The sequence below is a fragment of the Pseudomonas mercuritolerans genome, assembly GCF_025706525.1.
Taxonomy (GTDB): domain Bacteria; phylum Pseudomonadota; class Gammaproteobacteria; order Pseudomonadales; family Pseudomonadaceae; genus Aquipseudomonas; species Aquipseudomonas mercuritolerans.
The window spans coordinates 524,793-550,742 of record NZ_JAMSHA010000005.1 but is presented as its reverse complement, the minus strand read 5'-3'; the positions used below and the strand labels follow the sequence as shown (position 1 = coordinate 550,742).

At 59.9% G+C, this 25,950-nt stretch carries 22 protein-coding genes; 10 read left to right on the top strand and 12 right to left on the bottom strand.

Annotated features, from left to right (window positions below):
* Positions 1–2 precede the first annotated feature (2 nt).
* From algG to yaaA, 7 genes are all read right to left on the bottom strand, one after another.
* Positions 3–1,574: a mannuronan 5-epimerase AlgG gene (algG, locus tag ND528_RS17340; protein ID WP_263470784.1), complete on the bottom strand. Its 1,572-nt coding sequence runs from the start codon at positions 1,572–1,574 to the stop codon at positions 3–5.
* A 26-nt stretch (positions 1,575–1,600) separates the two neighbouring features.
* Positions 1,601–3,082, bottom strand: a complete 1,482-nt coding sequence (locus ND528_RS17335) for an alginate export family protein (protein WP_110600255.1) — start codon at positions 3,080–3,082, stop codon at positions 1,601–1,603.
* Positions 3,079–4,587, bottom strand: a complete 1,509-nt coding sequence (gene algK / locus ND528_RS17330) for an alginate biosynthesis TPR repeat lipoprotein AlgK (RefSeq protein WP_177327021.1) — start codon at positions 4,585–4,587, stop codon at positions 3,079–3,081. The genes ND528_RS17335 and algK overlap by 4 nt, the downstream gene beginning before the upstream one ends.
* Before the next feature lie 9 nt (positions 4,588–4,596).
* Entirely contained in the window at positions 4,597–5,766 is a 1,170-nt protein-coding gene (locus tag ND528_RS17325; RefSeq protein ID WP_263470783.1) for an alginate biosynthesis protein Alg44, read from the bottom strand.
* 35 nt (positions 5,767–5,801) lie between these two features.
* Positions 5,802–7,283 carry a mannuronan synthase gene (alg8, locus tag ND528_RS17320; RefSeq protein WP_408005039.1) on the bottom strand — a complete coding sequence of 494 codons (1,482 nt, stop codon included), beginning with the start codon at positions 7,281–7,283 and terminating at the stop codon, positions 5,802–5,804.
* 230 nt (positions 7,284–7,513) lie between these two features.
* A complete protein-coding gene (locus ND528_RS17315) occupies positions 7,514–8,830 on the bottom strand; it encodes a nucleotide sugar dehydrogenase (RefSeq protein ID WP_016771595.1) in 1,317 nt (438 codons plus the stop codon).
* 809 nt (positions 8,831–9,639) lie between these two features.
* Entirely contained in the window at positions 9,640–10,419 is a 780-nt protein-coding gene (gene yaaA / locus ND528_RS17310; protein ID WP_130912797.1) for a peroxide stress protein YaaA, read from the bottom strand.
* A 314-nt stretch (positions 10,420–10,733) separates the two neighbouring features.
* Here yaaA and ND528_RS17305 point away from each other — a divergent pair, with 314 nt between their 5' ends.
* The 6 genes from ND528_RS17305 to ND528_RS17280 all read left to right on the top strand — a co-directional run bounded on the left by ND528_RS17305 (position 10,734) and on the right by ND528_RS17280 (position 15,926).
* Positions 10,734–11,810: a polysaccharide deacetylase family protein gene (locus ND528_RS17305; protein ID WP_408005042.1), complete on the top strand. Its 1,077-nt coding sequence runs from the start codon at positions 10,734–10,736 to the stop codon at positions 11,808–11,810.
* Positions 11,811–12,147: 337 nt separating this feature from the next.
* Positions 12,148–13,542 carry a PhoH family protein gene (locus ND528_RS17300; RefSeq protein ID WP_024011685.1) on the top strand — a complete coding sequence of 465 codons (1,395 nt, stop codon included), beginning with the start codon at positions 12,148–12,150 and terminating at the stop codon, positions 13,540–13,542.
* A 175-nt stretch (positions 13,543–13,717) separates the two neighbouring features.
* Entirely contained in the window at positions 13,718–14,191 is a 474-nt protein-coding gene (gene moaC, locus ND528_RS17295) for a cyclic pyranopterin monophosphate synthase MoaC (RefSeq protein ID WP_130912795.1), read from the top strand.
* Positions 14,188–14,430: a molybdopterin converting factor subunit 1 gene (gene moaD / locus ND528_RS17290; RefSeq protein WP_130912794.1), complete on the top strand. Its 243-nt coding sequence runs from the start codon at positions 14,188–14,190 to the stop codon at positions 14,428–14,430. Before moaC ends, moaD begins: the two co-directional genes overlap by 4 nt.
* A gap of 3 nt (positions 14,431–14,433) precedes the next feature.
* Entirely contained in the window at positions 14,434–14,886 is a 453-nt protein-coding gene (moaE, locus tag ND528_RS17285) for a molybdopterin synthase catalytic subunit MoaE (RefSeq protein WP_073473663.1), read from the top strand.
* Positions 14,887–15,149: 263 nt separating this feature from the next.
* Positions 15,150–15,926 (top strand): ABC transporter substrate-binding protein, encoded by a 777-nt coding sequence (locus tag ND528_RS17280; RefSeq protein WP_212615372.1) that lies wholly within the window; start codon positions 15,150–15,152, stop codon positions 15,924–15,926.
* Positions 15,927–16,027: 101 nt separating this feature from the next.
* On the opposite strand, the gene ND528_RS17275 is transcribed toward ND528_RS17280, so the two are convergent.
* The 5 genes from ND528_RS17275 to ND528_RS17255 all read right to left on the bottom strand — a co-directional run bounded on the left by ND528_RS17275 (position 16,028) and on the right by ND528_RS17255 (position 21,310).
* A complete protein-coding gene (locus ND528_RS17275; RefSeq protein WP_016771588.1) occupies positions 16,028–16,654 on the bottom strand; it encodes a helix-turn-helix transcriptional regulator in 627 nt (208 codons plus the stop codon).
* Positions 16,655–16,739: 85 nt separating this feature from the next.
* Complete coding sequence (locus ND528_RS17270) at positions 16,740–17,867, bottom strand: NAD(P)/FAD-dependent oxidoreductase (RefSeq protein WP_263470781.1); 1,128 nt, start codon at positions 17,865–17,867, stop codon at positions 16,740–16,742.
* 149 nt (positions 17,868–18,016) lie between these two features.
* On the bottom strand, positions 18,017–18,961 hold the full coding sequence (locus ND528_RS17265) for an ornithine cyclodeaminase family protein (RefSeq protein ID WP_263470780.1): 945 nt from the start codon (positions 18,959–18,961) through the stop codon (positions 18,017–18,019).
* 117 nt (positions 18,962–19,078) lie between these two features.
* Complete coding sequence (gene rhlB / locus ND528_RS17260) at positions 19,079–20,557, bottom strand: ATP-dependent RNA helicase RhlB (RefSeq protein ID WP_263470779.1); 1,479 nt, start codon at positions 20,555–20,557, stop codon at positions 19,079–19,081.
* Between the two features lie 96 nt (positions 20,558–20,653).
* Positions 20,654–21,310, bottom strand: coding sequence for an alpha/beta hydrolase (locus ND528_RS17255; protein ID WP_263470778.1), 657 nt, complete (start codon positions 21,308–21,310; stop codon positions 20,654–20,656).
* Positions 21,311–21,778: 468 nt separating this feature from the next.
* On the opposite strand from ND528_RS17255, the gene ND528_RS17250 reads away from it, so the two are divergent.
* The 4 genes from ND528_RS17250 (at position 21,779) to ND528_RS17235 (ending at position 25,941) form a co-directional block, all read left to right on the top strand.
* Entirely contained in the window at positions 21,779–22,810 is a 1,032-nt protein-coding gene (locus ND528_RS17250; protein WP_016771583.1) for an amino acid ABC transporter substrate-binding protein, read from the top strand.
* Positions 22,811–22,876: 66 nt separating this feature from the next.
* On the top strand, positions 22,877–24,058 hold the full coding sequence (locus ND528_RS17245) for an amino acid ABC transporter permease (RefSeq protein WP_137215440.1): 1,182 nt from the start codon (positions 22,877–22,879) through the stop codon (positions 24,056–24,058).
* A gap of 10 nt (positions 24,059–24,068) precedes the next feature.
* Positions 24,069–25,163, top strand: a complete 1,095-nt coding sequence (locus ND528_RS17240; RefSeq protein WP_130912787.1) for an amino acid ABC transporter permease — start codon at positions 24,069–24,071, stop codon at positions 25,161–25,163.
* A gap of 13 nt (positions 25,164–25,176) precedes the next feature.
* Positions 25,177–25,941, top strand: coding sequence for an amino acid ABC transporter ATP-binding protein (locus ND528_RS17235; RefSeq protein ID WP_130912786.1), 765 nt, complete (start codon positions 25,177–25,179; stop codon positions 25,939–25,941).
* The last annotated feature ends 9 nt before the right edge of the window (positions 25,942–25,950 follow it).

Below are 25,950 nucleotides of genomic sequence, written 5' to 3'. Positions count from 1 at the left end.
CCTCAGTCCTGCATTTCGGTCTGGCGTTCGACAGGGTCGATCAGCACGGCTTTCTGCTGGCGCACCAGCAGGTCGAGAATTTCATCCTGGCGCTCGCCGAGGATGCCGTTGAAGCTGATGCCGCTGGACTTGGTCGGCGCCAGCATCGACACGCGATACAGCTCGACACTCAGCGGCGAGTCGATCGACAGCGGGCCGCTGCCATTGGCTGCCAGCTCGCCGCCGACCACGATCAGCGAGACCTGCGCGTCGAACGGGTCGAGCTTGATGTCACGGTCGGTGTCGGTCAGGTCCTTGATGTGGCCGTAGATACCGGTCAGGCCGTTGGTCATGGCAACGTTTTCGTAGAGGCGGATGTTCACGCTGTTACGAATACGAATGCCGTGACGGGTATTGCTGATGACCTTGTTGCCCCACAGCAGGTTGTCGGCGGACTCGTAGAGCGTGATGCCGTCGGTGTGGTTCTTGTAGATCTCGTTGTAGGCAATGATGTTGTTGACGCTGTTACGGTCGATCACCAGGCCCGACAACTTGTTGTCGAAACTCTTGTTGTTGAAGATGAAGCTGTCGTTGACCTCACGGGAAATAATGATCCCGTGCTTCTTCTTCGTGCCGTGAACGGTGTTCTCGGCAATGATCAGACGGTGCGAGCGGTCATGCGGGTCGATGCCGTAGACAATGTTGTCTTTGTAGGTGTTGCCCTTGACCACAAAGTCGCTGGTTTCGTAGCAGTAGAAGCCGTACCACATGTCCGAGAACTCGGAGCCGACGATCCAGCCGGTCGGTTCCGGGCGCTTGAGGACTTTGGCCATGTTCGGCGTGTACTGGGAAATACTCACCCCGTACGACTTACTGTTGGCGTAACCGAAACTGGCCATCTTGCTGTTGACGATGTAGGTCTCGGTGCCGCCCCAGGCGAGCAGGAACGGACGGAATTCCTTCGGCGAACGGAATGTCGCCGGGCCGTTGTCCTTCTCGCGCCAGCCGGTGACTTTGGTGTCACGCACGAACAGTTTGCCGTCGTTGACCAGGAACGAACCGGCCTCTTGGGACAGGCGCAGTTCCTGGGTCTGACCGTCGATTTCGAGGATGCCTTTCTCGCCGACCACGATCGGCAATTTGGCCAGATACACGCCCGGGGACGTCTCGCTGAAATACTGCTTGGGCAGTTTTTTCGCCAGGTCCTTGAGGTTCATGTAGCCGTCGTCGATGAAGATCGCCTGCGGGATGCCGTGCTGACGCACCACCCATTCGGCCATCTTGTTATCTCCGCCGATGAAGTCCTTCAGGGCGTTTTCCTGCATCATCCGGCGCACGCTGATCTTGCCCGGCTTGCTGCGTACGACCTTCGCGGCAGCGGCTTCGGCGGTGAAGCCGGACAGGTCGGGCAGTGTCGGCTTGGCCAGTTTCAGCGCGTCGGTCGGCGCGCTGCTGACGGTATAGGTCTTGGCCTGTTGCAGTTCCTTGGCCACGGTCGCAGGTTTGGCCGGTTCAACATTGGCGAAGGCGCTGGCGCTGGCCAGCAGCATCGCGCCGGCCAGCAGGCTGAGTGAGCCTGTTCTGGTGCTGATCATGTCGGGCACTCCCTTGGCGGTTTGCATCAGAAGCGCCAGATCACGTCAATGAATGCGCGGTGCATGTAGGAATCAACCTGGCTGCCGTAGGCATCGCCCGGTTTGAACACACCGCCACGGAAACGCACCAGTGCCGAAGGCTCGTCGATCGACTGGCTCAACGCCGCCGGCAACAGGCCTTGCTTGAAGTACTTGGTGACGACCAGGTCCATTTCCTGACCCAGGTCCTTGTTGCCATCTTCAAGCGGCAAGGATGTGCTGGAGAGGATCGCGCCGGTGACGTCGTCGGTGTTGTTTTCCACCGCGTTGATGCCGTTGCTGCCGACCGGCTTGTTGCCGTCGACACGCCAGAACTTGTGGTAGATCAGGCTGGCGTCGTACTCGTCGTTGACCATCCACGAACCGAACAGGGTGGCGGTTTGCATGTTGTTCATTTCGCCACGGAACGCTTCGCCGAAACGGTGCACGCGCGAGCGGGTACCGGTGTAGTTGGAGCGGTTGCTCTCCAGACCGTTCTGCTCGTAATCGGCACTGGCGCGGGCGTAGGCACCGCCGACTTGCCACTGCGGATCGAGGCGCAGACGCACGCCGACATCGGCTGCCCAGCCGCTGATGTCATCGCTGCGCTTGGCTTGTGTGGGGCGCGTGCCGTCGGCGTTCAGCGCATTGACCGTGTCGCGGTCGCCGCTCATGCCGGTGATGCTGCCCCAGTAGTTGACGGTGTTGGTGTTGCGCCAGTTGTAGGCGTCGCTGTCGGCAGTCAGGCCGATCCAGCTGATGTCGCCGTTCTCGGTCTTGTCCAGCGAATCGCGCGGGACGCCCGGCTCGGCGTAATCGAGTTTGCCGTCATCGTGGGTGTGGTGACCGCGAATGCCGACCCACTGCCCCGGCGTCCACTGGTAAGCAGCGTCGGCGTAGGCGTGCAGGCGATCCTTGTCTTTCGGTGCCAGCTCTTTCAAGTCGGTGCGGTATTCGCTGAAACGCTCGGCGACACCGGCATTGGCGCGCAGCAGTGTGGTATCGAAGGTCCAGTTAAGCGCTTCGATGTTGGTGTCGCGCCATTGGCCGTCGTCATTGCGCAGACGCTGACGACCGAACTTGAGAATCTCGCCAGGGTAGGGCGTGAAGCCGCTGTAACCGACCCAGAACTCGCGCATCGCCAAGTAGTTTTTCTTGGTTTCGCGATCGCCGCTGTCGGTGGTCTGTGCGCCGTCGGACTGCTGCAGGGTGTCGGTCTCGATGATGTCGGTCGAGGTCACGGCCTGACCCATCGCATAAGCGCTCCACGCGCCGCTTTCGCCGTAGATCCATGGACGCAGGTCGAGGCCCACGCCGTTGACGTCGCCGCCGCCGGCAGTGCCCAGGTCACGGTCGTCTTCGGACTGGCCGGTGAGTTTCACTTCCAGACCGAAGTTCTTGCTTTCAGTCATCGCAGCCAGTGTCGGGCAAGACCAGAGCAGCGCGAAGGTGAGGCCAATACCGGCCTTCACGAATGGGTTCAGCTTCATAGTTTTTCCTCGCCGTCTTCTTCTTGCAGGGCGTGCAGTTGCAGCGTGTTCGAGTTCAGGGCGCCGCGGCTGGCCTGTTCCTGTTGCAACAGGCGGCGGGCTTCGGGCAGGCGCTCGGGCGGCAATTGCGCCTCGAGGGTCGCTGCCAGTTCATCGGCTTGCGGGGTGTTCTGCGCCTTGGCCAGTTGGCTGAACACGTAGGCGTTCAGCGGGTCGGGCTTGGTGCCCTTGCCTTGCGAGAACAACTGGGCGATGGCGAAGTCGGCACTGTTCTGGCCGTTGCGCGCAGCGGTCAGCAGGTGGTCGAGAGCCTTCTGCGGATAGACCTTGCCCAGGTAGCCACGACGGTAGATCTGGCCGAGGTAGTAATCGGCAGCGACTTCGCGGCCGACGGCTTTCTGGAAATGTTCCTCGGCGACTTTCGCGTCAGCCGGGACCATTTTGCCTTCGTAGTAGACCTTGCCCAGCAGCAGTTCGGCGCGCGGCTGGTCGGCGGCGCGGCCGTTGTCCAGGTACTTCATCATCTGGTCGACGTCGCCCAGTTCGGGGAAGTCGTAAAGCAATTGCGCGAGGGTGACCCACGACGCCGGGTAGCCCGGAGCGATCGGCTCGAGCAGCGCCTGCGCGGTTTTTTCGTCGGTCTTGCCCAGGGTCGAATCGGCCAGCACGCGGGCTACGGAGTCGACACGCTGCGCGGTGACGGTGCCACGGCTGTAACCGGCCTGCATCTGCTTGATCAGCTCGGCCTGTTGCTCCGGCTGGCCACGTTTCTGGTAAACGGTGGCGAGTTCGACGTAGCAGATGTCGGTGGTGTTGAGCGCGGCCTTGCAGATTTTTTCCACGTCATCCAGATGCTGGTCGTAGGTGCCTTGGGTGCGATACAGCAGCACCTGCGCCAGACCCGCTTCCGGGTAGCCCGACTTGCGCCACTGATCGATCTGCTGCTGCGCGTTGATGTTGGGGAAGCTGTGCGGGTATTGCAGATACAGCATCGCCAGCGGGATCAACGTGTTGCCTTCGCCATTGGCGGCGGCTTTTTTCAGCAGGGTTTCGGCTTCGTGGTGCTCGGCTTCGGTGGAGCCCGGCTTGGCCACCAGCAGACGACCGAGACGTGCCTGGGCACGCGGCGATACGCTGGCCGCTGCACGGTAAGTCGCCTCGGCCTGTTTCATCTGCGCCGGGTCGCGGCTGTCGACCTGGATATCAGCCAGGCCGACTTGCGCCTCGCTGTAGCCCAGATCGGCCAGTTGCTGGTAATTCTGCGCAGCGGTGGCGGTGTCGCCACGCTTGAGCGCTTCGTTGGCCAGACGCTGATCGGGCAGCCCGGCGCAACCGGCCATAGAAACTGCTAGTGCCAGCGAGCACACCATCAATCCCATGTGGGAGCGAGCCTGCTCGCGAAGCAGTCGACTCGGTACTTCAGACAAACCGCGCTGGCCCTTTCGCGAGCAGGCTCGCTCCCACAGGGTCGGCGGAGTGTTCAAGTTATGCGTAGTCACAGGCATGTCCTCGACTTAAAGACCGGCAGCCATGGCTTTGTCGATCAGCCAGTTCAGGTTCGGGCCACGGTCGCTGTTCACTTCCACCGGGCGGCCGGCGAGGCTGCTGTCGAGCGGCTCGTCAGGCTGGATCTGTACGCGAATGTCGGAGGACAGGTCGGCGCTCTTCAGGCTGGTGCTGCTGACGATCTTGCCGGTGCGGGTCTTGTCTTCGCCGGCGATCTGGAAGCTCACCGGAGTGCCTGGACGCACATCGCCGAACTGGCGATAGGAGAAGCGCGCTTCAACGTTGGCCTGGGTGTTGCGCGGCACCAACTGGAAGATCACGTCGCCCTTGCTCGCGTACTGACCGTCAGCCACCAGTTGCTGGGCCACGGTGCAATCGCACGGCGAGGTCAGGGTGCCGGTCATTTGCTTGCCGAACAGTTCTTCAACCTTGGCCGGGGCCAGTTGGTCTTCGGCCAGATGGCCCTTGAGCACGTCGAGCATGCTGGTGCTGAAGGTCGCCAGTGGTGCGCCTTTGGCGGCCACGCCGTCGGACTTGACCAGGCTCTGCACGGTGCCGTCGCGCGGCATGGTGATGTTCATCCCCGGCACGCTGACCAGACCGGCCTGGGCGTGGCTGACGAAGTACATGCCATACACCGACTTGAAGATGAAACCGGCAGCGACCAGGCCAACAGCGAAAACACCGGCGCTGAAGGTCACGGCTTTCAGGCGGCCGAACGGGGTCATGCCGGTGTCGTTGGTCTTGTTCTTGCGCGCCTTGGTGAAGTTGTCGCGCTGCAGGGTCGCCAGCACTTCGCCGATGCTGACGATGTCGCCGGCCAGGTGCGAAGTGATCAGGTGGCGCAGGGTGGAAATGTCCTGCGGCTCGAGGTTCTGGAACTGGCAGCCGGCGCGGCCGGTGGCGCGATCGAAAGAACGCACCTGCAGTTCAACGTCCATGGCCAGGCCGAGGTTGTCGATGACAAATTGCAGACGCGCCTTGTACACCTCGCCGATGGTCAGCGGCATCTGCCCGGCGTTGAACGCCAGACCGCCAGCCGACAGATCGAGGACCCGCGCTTCGAGCGGAGTCCGGTCAGGGCCGAAGAAACGCAGCTTGGCCGGGATTTTCACGCGAGCGTGCTGGCGCTGGGCTTCGGATTCATGCACTACGTTGACGTTGACGGCGGTATTCATAGGGGCGATTTCCTTGTTAATTCAATAGGAGCGGGTCAGACCATCATCAGCAGCACGGCGACAAAAATGCTGCCGGCGGAGAAGGTCATGGTCCGAGACGACCAGGTGTTGAACCAACGTTGAAAGCTGGCGAGATCACGGGTCAGGGATGTGGGCTGGCGAGTCCAGGATTGTTGGTCGAGGCGGAAGAACACGTAGATCTTCACCAGGGCGCCAACGATCTGGTTGTAATACAGAATCGCCGGGTAAGCAGGGCCGATGCGGTGGCCGGAACACGACAGCAACAGCGTCAGGATCAGGCGGGTGATGCCGATCCACAGCAGGTACACGAGGATGAACGCGGTGCCGTACTTGAAGCTGGCAATCAGTGCCACGGTCAGGCCGAGCAGCGAAGTCCACATCGACACGCGCTGGTCGAACAGCACCACCGAGGTGAACACGCCGAGGCGACGGATACCCAGACCCAGTGCACGCGAGTTCTGGCGCAGGTTGTTGCCGTACCAGCGGAACATCAGCTTGCGGCTGGCCTTGATGAAGCTCTTTTCCGGCGGATGCTCAACGGTGTTGATCGCGGCGTCCGGCACGTAGAAGGTGTCGTAACCCAGGCGCATCAGGCTGAACCAGCTCGACTTGTCGTCGCCGGTCAGGAATTTGAAGCGGCCCAGACGCCAGTGTTGCAGCGAGTCGCTTTCAACGTCGGCGATGAATTCCGGATTGGTCACCACGGATGCTTTGAATACTGACATCCGCCCGGTCATGGTCAGTACGCGCTTGGACAGGGCCATCGAGCACATGTTGATGTGGCGCTGGGCGAAACGCAGCTTGTGCCATTCGCTCATGATGTAGCCGCCGCGCACTTCGCAGAACTCGTTGGTGGTCAGGCCGCCGACATTGCCGAACAGCTGGAACCACGGCACGGTCTTGCGCACGACGCCTTCGCCGAGCACGGTGTCGCCGTCGATCACGGCCACCACGGCACGGTCGTCCGGCAGGTGACGGGAGATCGCGCGGAAACCGAAGGCCAGACCATCGCGCTTGCCGGTACCGGGAATGCGCACGAAGTCGAGCTTGACCCGCTCCGGCGGATTCATCCGCGCCCACAGCGCCTTGACCAGCAACTCGTCGGACATTTCCACGATCGAGCAGACAATGGTGGTCGGTAGTTCGCAGTCGATGGCTTCGCGGATCACCGAGCTGTAGACCTGCGCGGTGGTCAGCGCGTCAATACGAAAGCTGGTGACCATCAGAAACACATGCGACGGGTCCGCCGCTTTACCCAGCTTGCGTACTTTGCGACGCAGATGCGGGTAAACGATGTAGAGAAAAATCATGCCGCGCACAAAGTGCGTTGCACCCATCGAGTAGCGCCAGATACCCACGGCGCCAATCAGGAAAATGAAGTCCTTCGACTCGGAGTCGAATGTGGACGTGGGCAGCATCAAGGCCAGGCCCATCAACAAACTTAGGTAAAACAGCCAACCGGCGGCCTGAAGTAGGCCGTGTCTTAGCCTGTGCATAATCTGCATCCGTCTCTATCTCGGGCTGGGCCCGATGGGGTTAAGGCAGGCTCATCAATGGCCCACTGTAGGAGCTGCCGAAGGCTGCGATCTTTTGATCTTCTGGGTGTTCACTCACGACTCAAGTGAGCCCGGTAAAGATCGCAGCCTCGTTTCACTCGTCAGCTCCTACCACGGGTTCACACAGTCAGTGCGCGGCGACGCGCTATGCGGTGCCGCGCAATGTCTGCTTACCAGCAGATCCCTTCGGTGCGGCTACCGGCGCTGGTGGCCTTGGACATGAAGCCCACCAGGTCGATGACTTGCTTGCCCTGCGGCGCTTCCTGGGCCAGCGAACGGAATTTCTCGTCGCGGTTGCCGAGGATGATCACGTCGGAGTTGTCGATCACCGAATCGAAGTCGGAGTTGAGCAGGGACGACACGTGCGGAATCTTCGATTCGATGTAGTCCTTGTTCGCACCGTGGACACGGGCGTATTCGACGTTGCTGTCGTAGATGCTCAGGTCGTAACCCTTGCCGATCAGCATCTCCGCCAGTTCGACCAGCGGGCTTTCGCGCAGGTCGTCGGTGCCGGCCTTGAAGCTCAGACCGAGCAGGGCGACTTTGCGTTTTTCATGGCTTTCAACGATGTCGAAGGCGTTCTGCACTTGCGATTCGTTACTGCGCATCAGCGAGTTGAGCAGCGGTGCTTCGACGTCCAGGGAACCGGCGCGGTAGGTCAGCGCACGTACGTCTTTCGGCAGGCAGGAACCGCCGAAGGCGAAGCCCGGGCGCATGTAGTACTGGGACAGGTTCAGAGTCTTGTCCTGGCAAACCACTTCCATCACTTCACGACCATCGACGCCGACCGCTTTGGCGATGTTGCCGATCTCGTTGGCGAAGGTCACTTTGGTCGCGTGCCAGACGTTGCAGGTGTACTTGATCATCTCGGCAACGGCGATGTCCTTGCGGATGATCGGTGCGTCGAGTTCTTCGTACAGCGATTGCAGAACGTCGCCCGACGCGGTATCGAACTCGCCGATAACGGTCATCGGTGGCTGATCGTAGTCAGCGATGGCGGTGGATTCGCGCAGGAATTCCGGGTTGACCGCAACGCCGAAATCGACGCCGGCCTTCTTGCCCGAGCAGTCTTCCAGAATCGGGATGACCACGTTGGCCACGGTGCCTGGCAACACGGTGCTGCGCACCACGATGGTGTGGCGGGTGGTTTTTTCACGCAGGACAAAACCGATCTCGCGGCACACGGCCTCGATGTAGTTCAGTTCCAGGTCGCCGTTCTTCTTGCTCGGCGTGCCGACGCAGATCATCGACAGGTCGGTATCACGAATCGCCTCGGCGAAGTTGGTCGTGCCGCGCAGACGACCGGTCTGGATACCCTGTTGCAACAGTTCACCCAGGCCCGGTTCAACGATCGGCGATTTGCCGGCGTTAATCATGTCGATCTTGTCTTTGGCAACATCGACGCCAACTACGTCATGGCCCCGTGCAGACAGGCAACCGGCACATACTGCGCCAACGTAACCCAAACCAAATATGCTGATGCGCATCGCAATTACCTCTGTATATATCAGGCCTTAGAAGGCCGGAGTTAATGGTGTTCAGCGGTCACTAGTGCACTCGGAAGTGCGGCTTACAGGCGCCACAATGCCGTGTGCAGGCATACAAAGTTCCGAGTGTCTAATAAGTGCACTCAAGATGTGCGCAACTAGGCCTTGTTGTTATGACTTGCCCTGTTATGCAGCCGATCTTCCGTGCGGGAAGACTCTAGTGCAGTCGTGTAGCCTGCTCGACGTCCGGTAGGGAGCCGGTAAATCAAGCAGTTAGGTGCTCAGGCGAGCACGTTTATAGGGGCGCGGCCTTGGCCTTTGTAGGGGATATTAATGGTGCGTATCTCCTGTCCATCGATTGTTTTGAGACTCGTTAGTCACTCAGGCAAGTTGCTGTGACAACTTGGTTACATGGCTACCAGCTCTGCGTAAGTTATCTCGTACAAACTCGGCGAGAATCGTTACCGGTGGTATGAGCAACGCATTTGGACATAGTTCCAGCCCGCTCATCGTGCCAGCCGAAATTTTTTGAAATATTGATGAAGATGGCACTGGGTGCAAATTGATAGCACTAACGATTTCGCCCTTTAGTTATCGGGGTGAAACCGGGGTCGATAGTTTTGTGCCACTAGGGGTAAAAAATTTAGGTGCCACTACTGAAAAAAAACTTCAGTGTCGAGTGAAACTAAAATTAGAAAACAGGGTGTGGTTTTATTGGCGCCATGAATTTGGCGATATATCGCGGGGGGATTTTGACTTCGGGCGGACTGCACGACTCTTGAGCAAAAGAGTCGTGCAAAGGGCATGCTTTATTCCGGGGCGTGGTCGCGCAAAAACACCAGGTTGTCAGGTTTCGATTGTTCGGCGCTGTAGCGATAACCCTGCACATCAAATCGCTTGAGCTGAGCCGGGTCGTTGATGCGTTCCTCAATCACAAAACGGCTCATCAGGCCGCGCGCTTTTTTCGCGTAGAAGCTGATGATCTTGTACTGGCCGTTCTTCTGATCCTTGAACTCGGTGTTGATAATGCGGGCCTTCAACGCGCTGCGCTTGACCGCGGAAAAGTATTCGTTGGATGCAAGGTTGAGCAGTACGTCATCGCCTTGCTCGGCCAGCGCTTCGTTCAGCCACTCGCTGATGCGCGTGCCCCAGAACGCATACAGATCCTTGCCACGGGCGTTGGCCAGTTTGGTGCCCATCTCCAGACGATACGGCTGCATCAGGTCCAGCGGGCGCAGCAGGCCATAAAGGCCGGAGAGCATGCGCAGGTGTTTTTGCGCGTAATCGAATTGCGCTTCGCTGAAGGACTGCGCATCCAGGCCGGTGTACACATCGCCCTTGAAGGCGAGCAGCGCCTGTTTGGCGTTTTCCGGGGTGAAGGCGGGTGTCCAACTGCCAAAACGCGCGGCGTTGAGGCCACCGATCTTGTCGGATACGTGCATTAATTCGCTGATCTGCGCCGGGCTCAGCTCGCGCAACTGCTGGATCAGTTCCTGGGAATGGTCGAGGTACTGCGGCTGGGTAAAGCGCTGGGTCGCCGGCGGTGTTTCGTAGTCGAGGGTCTTGGCGGGGGAAATCACCATCAGCATGAAGTCGTCTCCTTTAATCGTGGGGGCGATTCTAGGGGGTTGTTCTTGTTGACTCCAGCTATGAGCGTGATAGGTGATCGGTGGTGTCATGGAACAAGATCGCAGCCTCGCCGGGGCTCGACAGCTCCTACAGATTGCGCACGGCATCAAACCGCAATGAATTCAATGCGGACAGGTAGGAGCTGCCGAAGGCTGCGATCTTTTGATCTTTGTTTTGATCCACCCGCGATATAGTGCCGCGCGGGTTTTGTTATGGAGACATCCCTTTGCGCATTGTTCTTTTACTCACCGCGTGGCTGCTGAGCTTCGCGGCCATGGCGGCGCCCGGTGATGCGGCGACGCTGGATCGCACGACCTGGCCGGAGCAGCTCAGCAACCCGACCCTGTTCGACGTCGCGTCGCGGGCGGAAATCCTCATGTTCGCTCGCGGCCTGCTCGGCACCGAGTCCATCGACGAGGCGGCACTGGCCCAGCGCCTGGGGTTGCGCACGGTCAATATCGATGCGGTCAATCAACTGCGCCAGCGCCTCTGGCAACGCTTGCTGAGCAATTACAACCACGCCCAGCAAAGCTGCGATCAGGACGCCTCGTTCTGCTTTCTCGTCGAAGACCTGCCGACCCTGCGTGAGCAGGCGGCCAAGTTCGTCGTCAGCGACGACAGTTATTACACCAAGTGGGCCGAGCCGAGCCGGATCTTCCATTTGCAGTACCTCGACGAGCTGATGCGCAAGGCCGCGCTGTCGCCGCAAACCAGTAACGAATTCGATCGTTTCGGCGACTACGAGCGCAACGGCGATGACATGCACGATCGGCTGTTTCTGCTGACGTTCGACAGCGCCGCCAACGTGCAACCGGACAACACCGACTGGCTGACCGAATACCTGCGCAAATCCAATCTGAGCGGGACATTCTTTGTCTTGGGCAAGGATATTCAGGCGCGACTCACCGGCCGTTCGGTCAGCAGTCTGCAGGCGATTTTCTCCCGGCAGTGCGTGGGCGTGCAGGGCTGGGAGTTCCGCTCCCACAGCCATTGGCAGGACTGGCAGGATTCGGTACGGCGCAGCGCCGATCTGGTGAAAAACAAACTGCCGGAAAACTACGTGCCGCTATTCCGTCCGCCGGATGGCCAGCGCCGCAGTGACGCGCAAGGTTTTTTCAATAGCCAGGGCCTGCAAGTGGCGCTGTGGGACATCGATGCCCAGGACGGTGCCGGCAAGCTCAAGGGGCCGGCGAGCGCGCAGCGAGTGTTGACCCTGATGCTGCTGTGGCGACACGGGGTGATCAATTTCAACATGAAACAGGATGCGGTGAAGACGTCCTTACCGTGGCTGATCACCCAGACTGCGCAGAGCGGCATTGGCTGGGAAGACTGTCAGGACGCGTTTCGTTGAGAAACGACAAAAAGCCCGGAAACATTGGGCTTGGGATGATTTTCAGGAGGAATTCGATGCAGGCGGACTTCCGACTTTAGCGGGGTACGGGGAGTCCGCCAAGGGCTTTTCGTCACTCTGCAAAATAAACTTAAAAAAACCGTCAAAGTGCTTTTTTATGTCATCGGTTTTGGAGTATTACGAAGACAGACCGCCGAAACCTGCAACACAGGTGGCGTCTTCCCAGACTCCTATTGTGTGCAGTTCATCCAGCCCGCGTGGATGAATTCGGCAGTCACCTCGAGGCGCAGCACTGTCAAGGTATTGCGTCGAATGGCTCCCACATAGGTGACCGAGTATGGATGATCACGGACGCAGCCCTTCCTCCAACCAGCCAATCCTGTATGTACTCGATACCAACGTATTGATTCACGATCCAAATGCCCTGCTGAATTTCGAAGAACACCACGTCGCCATCCCGATGACCGTGCTGGAAGAGCTGGACAAGCTCAAGAGCGGCCATCACAGCGTGGCCGCCGAATGCCGTCAGGCGATCCGCCTGATCGACAAGACCCTGGGCGATGCGTCCCCCGAGGACGTCGAACTGGGTGTGCCGATCCAGCGCGGCAAGGGCGGGCCGAAAGGCTTGCTGTCAATTCTGATGAGCAAGCAGGCCGAGTCGAACCTGATTCTGCCCGAGCATCTGAACGACAACAAAATCATCAACCAACTGATTGATCTGCACACCCGCGATCCGCAGAAACCGGTGGTGCTGGTCACCAAAGACATCAACATGCGCCTGAAGGCGCGCGCTTGTGGCATCGATGCCGAGGACTACAGCACCGACCAACTGGTCGATGACGTGTCCCTGCTGCCCAACGGCTACCACAACATGACCGGCTCCTTCTGGGACCGCGTGAGCAAGGTCGAAACCCGTCAGGACCACGGCCGCACCTGGCATCAGGTGCAACTGATCGACAACCTGCCGGCCGTGCACATCAACGAGTTCATCATCGACGAGCAGGGCTTTGTCGGCTGGATCAAGGAAATCCAGGAAGACCGCCTGCTGATCCTCGACCTGCATCAGGAACCGCTGTTGCATCAGGAGGCGTGGGGGCTGAAGCCGCGCGACATCTATCAGAGTCTGGCGCTGTATGCGTTGCTTGACCCGGACATTCATCTGGTCAACCTGTCCGGCGCCGCCGGTTCCGGTAAAACCATTCTGGCGCTGGCCGCTGCGATCGAGCAGACCATGGTCAGCAAGCGTTATCGCCGCATCATCGCCACCCGCAGCGTGCAGGGCCTGGACCAGGAAATCGGCTTCCTGCCCGGCACCGAAGCGGAGAAAATGGAGCCTTGGCTGGGCGCCATCACCGACAACCTCGAAGCCTTGCACATGGATGACGAAAACACCCATGGCAGCGTCGACTACATCCTCAGCAAAGTGCCGTTGCAGTTCAAATCGCTCAACTACATTCGCGGTCGCAGCTTCCAGCAGAGCCTGATCCTGATCGACGAATGCCAGAACCTCACGCCGCACCAGATGAAAACCATCATCACCCGTGCCGGCGCCGGTTCCAAAGTGGTGTGCCTGGGCAACCTGGCGCAGATCGATACCCCTTACCTGTCCGCGACCAGCTCCGGACTGACCTACCTGACCGAACGCTTCAAGGACTTCCCCAACGGTGTGCACATCACCCTGCAAGGGGTGCCTCGCTCGATCCTGGCCGAATACGCCGAATCGCATCTCTAAGAGGAGCAGCTACAAGCTTCAAGCCGCAAGCTACAAGTGGTCCGAGTGAAATTCACTTGCCGCTTGAAGCTTGCGGCTTTCGGCTGTTTAAATGCGAGCTTTCCTGACGCCTGCCTACCGCGCTTTAACTTGCCGCTTGTAGCTTGCCGCTCGCAGCTGCCTCAAGGAGGCCCTCGTGCTGACTCATCTCGATTCCCAAGGTCGCGCCAACATGGTCGACGTCACTGAAAAAGCCGTGACGTTCCGTGAGGCGACGGCTCAAGCGCTGGTGCGCATGCTCCCCGCAACGCTGCAGATGATCGTTAGCGGCGGCCATCCCAAGGGCGATGTGTTCGCCGTGGCGCGCATCGCCGGGATTCAGGCGGCGAAGAAGACCAGCGATCTGATTCCCCTGTGCCACCCGCTGATGCTGACTGGCGTCAAAGTCGAACTCAGCGCCGAGGGTGAGGACAGCGTGCGCATTGTCGCTCGCTGCAAGTTGTCCGGGCAGACCGGTGTCGAGATGGAAGCGCTGACCGCCGCCAGCGTCGCCGCCCTGACCATTTACGACATGTGCAAAGCCGTCGACCGGGGCATGACCATCGAGAGCGTGCGGCTGCTGGAGAAAGTCGGCGGCAAGAGCGGCCACTTCCAGGCGGAGCAGCCATGAAACTGACCGTGAAGTTTTTTGCCCGTTACCGTGAAGCGCTGGGCGTGGATTCAGTGACGGTCGAGGGCGATTTCGCCACGGTTGAAGACGTGCGCGCACTGTTGGCGCAACGTGACGGCGCCGAGGTGTTGAGCGAGCAGAACCTGATGTGCGCGCGCAACGAGGATCTTTGCCAGCTCGACGAACCAGTGACCGATGGCGACGAAGTTGCGTTTTTCCCCACCGTGACCGGAGGCTGAGCCATGGCGATTCGCGTGCAGGCCACGCCGTTCGATCCGGGCGCTGAAGTCAATGCGATGCATGCGGCCAATGTCGGCGTTGGCGCGGTGGTGAGCTTTGTCGGTTACGTGCGCGACTTCAACGACGGTCTCGATGTGGCCGGGATGTTCCTTGAGCACTATCCGGGCATGACCGAAAAAGCCCTCGGCAAAATCGCCGTCGAGGCTGAGCAGCGCTGGCCGCTGTTGAAACTGGAAGTGCTGCATCGCATTGGCGCGCTGGAACCGGGCGAGCCGATCGTCTTCGTCGGCGCCGCCAGCGCCCATCGCCAGGCCGCGTTCGATGCCTGCGCCTTCGTCATGGACTACCTGAAAACCCGCGCGCCGTTCTGGAAGAAAGAAAATACCAGTGATGGACCACGTTGGGTCGAAGGGCGCGACAGTGATCATGCCGCCGCTGATCGCTGGAATAAGTAATTCTTTTAGCGCCCTCCGGTCAGTCTCCGCGAGCAGGCTCACTCCCACAATTGGAATGCGTTCCCCTGTGGGAGCGAGCCTGCTCGCGAAGGCATCATCTGCGACACCGAAAATCATCCCCCCTCTACCCAATTGACGATTTGTACCTGAGAGTCCAGTATGGATTTCCAAGTACAAAAAAAGCTTCTGTCTTGCAGCTATCAGTTTGCCGCTTGTAGCTGCTCTTCTTCGCCAAACCAACAACAACCCGCGAGAGAACGAACATGAAGAAACTCCCCCTCATCACCGGTCTGGCCTTCAGCCTGTTGGCCTCCGCCAGCGTCTTAGCCGCCGAGAAAACCCTGCGCATCGGCATCGAAGCGGCCTATCCGCCATTCGCCTCGAAAACCGACAAGGGCGAAATTGTCGGCTTTGACTACGACATCGGCAATGCCCTGTGTGCGCAGATGAAGGTCAAATGCGTGTGGGTTGAAGGTGAGTTCGACGGGCTGATTCCTTCGCTGAAAGTGAAGAAGATCGACATGGCGCTGTCGTCGATGACCATCAACGAGGACCGTAAGAAGTCGGTGGATTTCAGTCACAAGTATTACTTCACCTCTTCGCGTCTGGTCATGAAGGAAGGCGCTACGGTGGATGATCAGTACGCCAGCCTCAAAGGCAAGAACGTCGGCGTGCAGCGCGCGACCACCACTGATCGTTACGCCACCGAGGTGTTCGAACCCAAGGGCATCAACGTCAAGCGCTACAGCAACAACGAAGAAATCTACATGGACCTGGCGGCGGGGCGCCTTGATGCGATTTTCGCCGATACCATTCCGCTTAACGACTTTCTGTCGATGCCGCGCGGCCAGGGTTATGCGTTTGTCGGGCCGGAGCTGAAGGATCCGAAGTACGTCGGCGAGGGCGCGGGGATTGCGGTGCGCAAAGGCAATACTGAGCTGGTCAGCCAGTTGAACAGCGCCATCGACGGGATTCGCGCGAGTGGCGAGTATCAGAAAATTTCCGAGAAGTATTTCAAGTCCGATATCTACGGCGATTGATCAAGCGCTTTCGCGAGCAGGCTCGCTCCCACAGGGGTAACGCATTCCAAATGTGGGAGCGAGCCTGCTCGCGAAGCGGCCAGCGCTGGCGATGCAAATCTTCAGCCCTTCAATTCCTTCAAATGCTTGTAAACCGTCGCCCGTCCCATGTTCAGCACATTGGCCACGTAGTTCGAGGCGCTCTTGCCCTTGAACGCGCCCTCGGCGTGCAGCGCCAGCACCAGTTCGCGTTTGTGATCGCGGGTCAGTAGATTCAGGCTCAACTGCCGCTCGCGCAACCAGGCGTGGAGGAAGGTGTTGATGCGTTCCTGCCAGTCGTCACGGAACAGCGAGTCCGGCTGCGGAATCAGCTTGCTCGGCGAGAGAAACAGATCCAGCGCCGCTTTGGCGTTTTCGAACAGCGAGATATTCAGATTGATGCACAGCACCGCCAGCGGCCGACTTTCGCTGTCACGCAGCACGGTGCTCAGGCTGCGAATTTTCTGACCGTCCCAGTTGAGCTTTTCGTACGGGCCGATATTCCTGTCGCTGACATCCTCGCTGAGCATGTCTTCCAGCGACGAGTCGTCGCCGATCTCGCGCTTGGACAGGTTGTTGGCGATGTAATCGACCTTTTGCGTGCGCAGGTCGTGCAGCACCACCTCGGCATGGGGAAAGAACAGCGTGGCGATGGCGTCGGCGATGGCGCGGAAGTTATCCAGCGCCGGGTCGAATTCGGGGGCAGTCATGACAGTGGAGCTCCAGGCAGCGTCAGCGCCCCTTGTGCCGGGGGCGCTGCGAGTGTGCCGCAATCTCTTGGACGAGTCGATGCGATCAAGCCAGTCGGGCCGGGGAGAGCATGGCGCTGTCGAGACCGAATTGATGCAGGTGCTCGGGGAATGGCTCGCCGCGCACCAGCGCCGCACTGGCCTGACCCATCGCCGGCGACGTCTGAATGCCATAACCACCCTGCGCGGCGACCCAGAACAGCCCCGGCACCTGCGGATCGAAGCCGCTGAGCAGATCACCGTCAGCAACGAAACTGCGCAAGCCGGCCCACGTGCGGGTCGGGCGGCGGATGGTCAGCGTGGTAGCCTCTTCGATCTGATAGACGCCCATGGCGATGTCGAGTTCTTCCGGCTGCACATCGTGTGGTTCGACCGGATCGGCGTTGGCCGGCGAGCCGAGAAACATGCCAGCGTCGGGCTTCATGTAGAAGGATTCGTCGAGGCTGACCAGCATTGGCCAATGATGAGTGTCCACGCCTTCAGGGCCGGCAAAGATAAATGCGGCGCGGCGTTTCGGTTGCAGACCCAGCGGCTGGGCACCGGCGAGGGTACCGATCTTGTCCGCCCAGGCGCCTGCGGCGTTGATCAGCACTGGTGCGCTGAACGTCTCGCCATTGGTCTGCACGATCCACAGGCCATCGGCATCGCGGCTCAAGCCGAGCACCTCGCAATCGGTGCGCACTTCGCCGTGATTGCGCCGAATGCCGCGCAGGTAGCCTTGATGCAGCGCGTCGGTGTCGATGTCGCAGGCCGATGGGTCGTAGATCGCGCCGTGGACTTTTTCCCGGCGCAGGATCGGCAGGCGCGCGCAGGCTTCGTCGGCGCTGAGCAGTTGCATTTCCGGCACCGTGGCTTTGGCGCTGAGGTACTGGTTGTTCAGTTCGGCGGGATCACCGATGAAGTCGACGGTCATTTCGCCGCGCGGGGTCAGCAGCGGGTGCTCGCAGAAGCCGCTCGGAGGACTGTCGAAGAATGCGCGGCTCGCCTGAGTGAGTGCGCGTACCTGTGCGGTGCCGTAGGCGGCGGTGTACAGCGCGGCGGAGCGACCGGTGGAGTGATAGCCGGGATGGGTTTCACGCTCGAGCACGATCACTTTGCCGTGCGGCGCCAGCCAGAACCCGGTAGAAGCGCCGGCAATCCCGCCGCCGATGATGATGAAATCTGCGTGGCTCATGTGGGTCTCCAGTGGGTACGCAATATCAATGCGTACGCTAGTCCCTTGTGGGAGCGAGCCTGCTCGCGAAGCGGTGTATCAGTCGACATCTTCGGTGAATGTCAGTCCGCATTCGCGAGCAGGCTCGCTCCCACAGGGAATTTTTGGCGTTAGTGGGTTAAGTGATAAACCGCATTGGCGAGGGCAATGTCTTCCAGGCCCAAGCCGATTGAACGGAAGAACACGTGACGGTCGTAACCCGGGCGCTGCACTTTTTCGCTGAGCAAGTCGGCGAGATCGCCAACAATCGAATCCTTGTCCCAGCCATGCTGTTCGGCGGCAATCAACATCTCACCCGCGGATTCGGGCGTGGTCAGACGATAGTCGCAGAACACCTGCATGTCGTTGAGGCTTTGCGGCGGTACTTCATGGGCGCGGGGGGCGTTGGTGCTGATCGAGGTGATCAGCGCCGGTTTGTGCAGTTGCGCCGGATCGATCACCGGCCCGGCCGACGAGGTGCAGAGCATGATCACATCCGCATCGGTAACGGCGGTCTCGCGGCTGTCGGCAATCTTCAGTGACGGCGCGATGGCCTTCAATACGGCCTGTGTTTCGGCGTCTTCCGTGAGCGACGGCGAATACAGACTGATGCTTTGCCAGTCGCGCAACGCTTTCACGTAGTGCAGATGCGCCTGAGCGACCTTGCCGCTGCCGATGATTGCCAGTCGCTGGGCATTCAGCGGCGCGAGAGCGTCAACCGCGACTGCCGTGGCCGCGGCGGTGCGCGCGGTGGTCAGCTCGCCCGCATCGCAAAGCAGCAGCGGCTGGCCGGTTTTCATCGAAATCAATAAGGTCCACGCCGTCACCAGCGCACCCTGCTCACGAACGATGTACGGCGAAGTCTTCACTCCGTACACGCCGTCCTCGGCCAGCACGCCCAGATAATTGATGAAGTCGCCAGCGCCCTTGGGGAATTCCACCAATTGCTGCGCAGGTTGCACGGCATTGCCTGCTGCGAGGTCGCGGAACAGCTTGCGCAGGATCTGCGGCACATCAATACGCGCCAGCAGCTCACGGGCCTTGGCTTGGTCGATCACATAGGGCGAACTGGACATTCTGCGCTCCAAAACTAAACTTATTTTTCCATTATGGACTTTTAGTTTCTTTGGGCAACCGTCGGGCATAAAAAAAGCGCAGTCCGTTTCCGGCTGCGCTTTTTCATATCGTGACGCTTACTGCGGGCGTTTGCGCTCAACCGCGCGCAGCAGATGCGTTGGCGGCGTTTCACAGCTGATCTTGCGACCGAGCTTTTCTTCGATGGACGGCAACTGATAGGAGTCGTCTTCACCGGCGAAGCTGATCGACACGCCGTCAGCGCCCGCACGACCGGTACGGCCGATGCGGTGCACGTAGTCGTCCGGGACTTCCGGCAGGGTGAAGTTGATCACGTGGCTGATGCCGTCGATGTGAATGCCGCGGCCGGCGACATCGGTGGCCACCAGCACGCGAATCTTGCCTTCGCGGAAACCTTCCAGAGTCTTGATGCGCTTGTGCTGCGGTACGTCGCCGGACAGCTGCGCGGCGTTGATGCCGTCACGCACCAGGCGCTCTTCGATGCGGCGTACTTCGTCCTTGCGGTTGGCAAACACGATGACCCGCTCCCAACCGTTATCGTTGACGAGGTTATAGAGCAGCTTGTATTTGTCGGCAGCGGCCACGGCGTAGATGTGCTGCTCGACGTTCTCGTTGGCGACGTTGGTGATTTCGATTTCGACGATGGCCGGATCGGTGGTCCATTGCTTGGCCAGATTCATCACGTCTTCGGTGAAGGTTGCGGAGAACAGCAAAGTCTGGCGTTCGGACTTCGGCGGGGTCTGGCGAATGATCTGCCGTACCTGCGGGATGAAACCCATGTCGAGCATGCGGTCGGCTTCGTCCAGCACCATCACTTCGACCATATCCAGATGCACGTCGCCGCGCTGGTTGAAGTCGAGCAGGCGGCCCGGCGTGGCGACGAGGATGTCGCAGTGGCGCGCTTCGAGGTGCTTGAGCTGTTTGTCGAAGTCCATGCCGCCGACGAACGTCATCACGTTGAGACCGGTGTACTTGGTCAGGTCAGCGGCGTCCTTGGCAATCTGCACCACCAACTCGCGGGTTGGCGCGATGATCAGTGCGCGCGGCTCGCCCATGTAGCGCTCTTTCGGCGGCGGCGTCTGCAGCAGTTGGGTGATGATCGAGATCAGGAACGCGGCGGTCTTGCCGGTGCCGGTCTGCGCGCGACCGATGGCGTCTTTGCCGGCGAGGGTGAAACCCAGCACCTGCGCCTGGATCGGCGTGCAGTACGGAAAGCCCAGGTCCTGGATGGCGTGCATCAGTTCCGGGGCAAGCTTGAAATCATGGAAGCGGGTTTTGCCTTCCTGTGGCTCGACGACGAAGTCTTCGAGTTTCCATGGAATGACCGGTGCCTTGGGCTTCGGTTCGCGGCGTGGTCTGGCCGGTTTCGGCGCTTCGTCTTGGGTGGGTTCGGCGGCGATGGGAGCGGCCGGTTCCGGTTTTGGCGGCTGTTTCGGTGTCGCTACGGGAGCGGGGCGGTCGGCGTGCGGGGCATCGGTGCGATGACCGGGGGCGTGCGACGGCGCACTGGGAACTGGCGCGAGCTGCTCAGCCTCGCTTTTACCGAACATCTTCTTGAGTGCTTTGAGCACGGTCATCTCATCAGTTGGTTAAGGAATGTACGCCGGCCAGTGTAATGCAAGAATCGGGCGCGGCGTAGTAGGAGGGATCAATGGGCGGACATTGCTCGCAAATCAGCGCAGGCGTTCGCTCAGCCAGACGCCGACGTCGCGAATCTCTTCAGGTAACACTTCGTGCTCCATTGGGTATTCCTGCCATGTCACGGTGACACCATGCTTCACCAAATGCTCATAGGCACTGCGCCCCATCGAGTTCTGCACAACTCCATCGAACTGACCGTGCAGACACAGCACCGGAATACGCTGCTGACTGGCGGATAACTCCAGTTCGTCGCTGAATGTCGGTGCGTACGTCGACAACGCCAGCACCCCGCCCAACGGCCCCTGCCATTTTACAAATGCGGTATGCAGCACCACCGCACCACCCTGGGAAAACCCGGCGAGAAAGATCCGCGAGGCGTCTATTCCGCTGGCGCGCTCGCTTTCGATCAGTTCGATGATGCGCTCTGCCGAGGCTTCCAGCTCATCGCGATCGATCGCCCGCGCCGGGCTCATGGCCTTGATGTCGTACCAGCTGGGCATGGCATATCCGCCATTTATCGTCACTGGACGGGTCGGTGCCTGCGGCAGCACAAAGCGCGTGCTCAACAGACTTTCCTGCAACGCCTCGGCCACCGGCAGGAAGTCGTAGCGGTCGGCGCCGAGGCCGTGCAGCCAGATCACGCAGGCGTCTGCGGGCTTAACAGGCTGAAGAATCAAGGGCTCGGTCATGTCTGCTCCAAAAATGTGCGGGCGCTCTCATTGAGTGCGTGATGGAAGTGCGCGCCCGGTTGATCCGTTAACAAGATGTCGCAAGGTTACAAGTTTAGCTATTGACGTGTCGCGCAATGACTTCGGCAAGCGGTGTGGTACGGCGTTTGCTATGGAGGTTTCCGTACGAAGCGTCCTACGCGTGGCGGTAACACTATCAGTCTACGTCGCGCGATGGGACAGCAACGAATCCGGTGATGGATGTTCGCCAATGGCCGCTACGGGCTTAGCGAATGTGAAAGGGCTACAGCCCGTTCGGCCGATTGGTGAGAAGTGAGTGATCCATGATGTGGATTTTCTCCTACGAGACTCATAGCGAAGGTCTTACGTCGGTTGACCCCAAAAAAAGCCAACACGGGTCAACAACGCCTCAAAAGGGTGCGACAGGACTCAAGCTCCGACACAACAAGAGCAAAACTGGAGGTTTGAATGAAGATGTTGAAATCCACTCTGGCGGTCGTGACTGCTGCAGCAGTACTCGGCGTCAGCGGGTTCGCTCAGGCGGGTGCAACCCTGGATGCGGTACAGAAAAAAGGTTTCGTGCAGTGTGGCGTGAGCGACGGTCTGCCGGGCTTCTCGGTACCGGATGCGACCGGCAAGATCCTCGGCATCGACGCCGACGTCTGCCGCGCTGTGGCCGCAGCCGTTTTCGGCGACGCCAACAAGGTCAAGTTCAGCCAGTTGAACGCCAAGGAGCGTTTCACCGCGCTGCAATCGGGCGAGATCGACATCCTGTCGCGCAACACCACCATGACCAGTTCCCGTGACGCGGGCATGGGCCTGAAATTCCCGGGCTTCATCACCTACTACGACGGCATCGGCTTCCTGGTGAACAACAAGCTGGGCGTGAAAAGTGCCAAAGAGCTCGACGGCGCGACCATCTGCATCCAGGCCGGTACCACCACCGAGCTGAACGTTTCCGACTACTTCCGTGGCAACGGTCTGAAATACACCCCGATCACCTTCGACACCTCCGATGAAAGCGCCAAGTCGCTGGAATCCGGTCGTTGCGACGTGCTGACCTCCGACAAGTCCCAGCTGTTCGCCCAGCGCAGCAAGCTGGCTTCGCCGAAGGACTACGTAGTTCTGCCGGAAACCATTTCCAAGGAACCACTGGGCCCGGTCGTGCGTAACGGCGACGACGAGTGGCTGGCGATCGTGCGTTGGGTCGGCTACGCGCTGCTCAATGCCGAAGAGGCCGGCATCACTTCGAAGAACGTCGAAGCTGAAGCCAAGTCCACCAAGAACCCGGACGTGGCCCGTATGCTCGGTGCAGACGGCGAGTACGGCAAAGACCTGAAACTGCCGAAAGACTGGGTTGTGCAGATCGTCAAGCAGGTCGGCAACTACGGCGAAATCTTCGAGAAAAACCTCGGCAAGAGCACTCCGCTGGAAATCGACCGTGGCCTGAACGCCCTGTGGAACAACGGCGGCATTCAGTACGCACCACCAGTGCGCTAATGGTTCTATCGCCCGGCGGGCCAACCGCCGGGTGATGTTCTTGTTCCATTTCTCTCGGGGCACTTCATGCAAAATTCTATCGGCGCACCAAAGCAGAGGCTCAGCCTCAGCGATCCACGAGTGCGTGCGTGGCTATTCCAGATCATCACTGTTGTGGCGGTGGTCTCGCTTGGCTGGTACCTGTTCGACAATACGCAAACCAACCTTCAGCACCGGGGCATCACCTCCGGTTTCAGCTTTCTGGAGCGCAGTGCCGGGTTCGGCATCGCTCAACACCTGATCGACTACACCGAAGCGGACAGCTACGCGCGAGTGTTCGTCATCGGCCTGCTCAATACTCTTCTGGTGACCTTTATCGGCGTGATCCTGGCGACGATTCTCGGTTTCATCGTCGGTGTAGCGCGGCTGTCACAGAACTGGATCATCGCCAAACTGGCGACTGTGTATGTGGAAGTATTCCGCAACATTCCGCCACTGCTGCAGATTCTGTTCTGGTACTTCGCGGTGTTCCTGACCATGCCGGGGCCGCGCAACAGCCACAACTTCGGCGACACCTTCTTCGTCAGCAGCCGTGGCCTGAACATGCCGGCCGCACTCGCAGCCGACGGCTTCTGGGCATTCGTGGTGAGCATTGTGCTGGCCATCGTCGGCATCGTCCTGATGTGCCGCTGGGCCAACAAGCGCTTCGAAGAAACCGGCGTACCGTTCCACAAGTTCTGGACTGGCCTGGCGATTGCGCTGGTGATCCCGACCCTGTGCGCGCTGATCTTCGGCGCTCCGCTGCACTGGGAAATGCCTGAGCTCAAGGGCTTCAACTTTGTCGGCGGCTGGGTGTTGATCCCGGAACTGCTGGCGTTGACCCTCGCACTCACCGTGTACACCGCAGCGTTCATCGCCGAAATCGTGCGTTCCGGGATCAAGTCCGTCAGCCACGGCCAGACCGAAGCGGCGCGTTCCCTCGGCCTGCGCAACGGTCCGACCCTGCGCAAAGTGATCATTCCGCAAGCCCTGCGCGTGATCATTCCGCCGCTGACCAGCCAATACCTCAACCTGGCGAAGAACTCCTCGCTGGCCGCCGGTATCGGTTACCCGGAAATGGTTTCGCTGTTCGCCGGCACCGTGCTCAACCAGACCGGGCAGGCCATCGAAGTGATTGCCATCACCATGAGCGTGTACCTGGCGATCAGTATCAGCATTTCCCTGCTGATGAACTGGTACAACAAGCGCATTGCGCTGATCGAGCGGTAAGGAAAAGCGCATGAGTACTCATACTTTCAAACCCGACATGCCTCCACCGAACAGCAGTATCGGCGTGGTGGCGTGGATGCGCGCAAACATGTTCTCCAGCTGGCTCAACACCCTGCTGACGCTGTTTGCGTTCTACCTGATCTACCTGGTTGTGCCACCGATCCTCAGCTGGGCGATCGTCGACGCCAACTGGGTCGGCACCACCCGCGCCGACTGCACCAAGGAAGGCGCCTGCTGGGTGTTCATTCAGCAGCGTTTCGGCCAGTTCATGTACGGTTACTACCCGACCGAACTGCGCTGGCGCGTCGACCTGACCGTGTGGCTGGCGGTCATTGGCGCAGCACCGCTGTTCATCTCGCGCATGCCGCGTAAAGCGGTCTATGGCCTGAGTTTCCTGGTGCTGTACCCGATCATCGCTTTCACTCTGCTGCATGGCGGTTTCGGAATGACCACCGTGCCGACCAGCCAGTGGGGCGGCCTGATGCTGACCCTGGTGATTGCCACGGTTGGTATCGCCGGAGCATTGCCGCTGGGCATCGTGCTGGCGCTGGGACGGCGTTCGAACATGCCGGCGATTCGCGTGGTCTGCGTGACCTTCATCGAGTTCTGGCGCGGCGTGCCGTTGATCACGGTGTTGTTCATGTCCTCGGTGATGCTGCCGCTGTTCCTGCCCGAAGGCATGAACTTCGACAAGCTGCTGCGGGCGCTGATCGGCGTGATCCTGTTCCAGTCGGCCTACGTCGCCGAAGTGGTGCGCGGTGGTCTGCAGGCGATTCCCAAAGGGCAGTACGAAGCGGCGGCAGCGATGGGCCTCGGTTACTGGCGTTCGATGGGTCTGGTGATTCTGCCGCAAGCCCTGAAGCTGGTGATCCCGGGCATCGTCAACACGTTCATTGCGCTGTTCAAGGACACCAGCCTGGTGATCATCATCGGTCTGTTTGACCTGCTCAACAGCGTCAAGCAAGCCGCCGCCGACCCGAAATGGCTGGGCATGGCCACCGAAGGCTACGTGTTCGCCGCACTCGTGTTCTGGATTTTCTGTTTTGGTATGTCGCGCTATTCCATGCATCTGGAACGCAAGCTCGACACTGGCCACAAGCGTTAGGAGTTCTCTGTAAATGAGCGAAGCAATCAAAAAGCCTGTGGGTTCGGAAGGCATCATCCAGATGCAGGGCGTGAACAAGTGGTACGGCCAGTTTCACGTACTCAAGGACATCAACCTCAACGTCAAACAGGGCGAGCGCATCGTGTTGTGCGGCCCATCGGGTTCCGGTAAATCGACCACGATCCGTTGCCTGAATCGTCTGGAAGAACACCAGCAGGGCCGCATCGTCGTCGATGGCGTGGAACTGACCAACGACCTCAAGCAGATCGAAGCGATCCGTCGCGAAGTCGGCATGGTGTTCCAGCACTTCAACCTGTTCCCGCACCTGACCATTCTGCAGAACTGCACACTGGCGCCGATGTGGGTGCGCAAGATGCCCAAGCGCAAGGCCGAAGAAATCGCCATGCATTATCTGGAACGCGTACGCATTCCGGAGCAGGCGCACAAGTATCCGGGTCAGCTGTCCGGTGGTCAGCAGCAGCGTGTGGCGATCGCCCGCGCCCTGTGCATGAAGCCGAAAATCATGCTGTTCGACGAACCGACTTCGGCACTCGATCCGGAGATGGTGAAGGAAGTGCTCGACACCATGATCGGTCTGGCCGAAGACGGCATGACCATGCTCTGCGTGACCCACGAAATGGGCTTTGCCCGCACCGTGGCCAACCGCGTGATCTTCATGGACAAGGGCGAAATCGTTGAGCAGGCCGCGCCGAATGACTTCTTCGACAATCCGCAGAATGATCGGACCAAGTTGTTCTTGAGTCAGATTTTGCATTGATGGTGGATG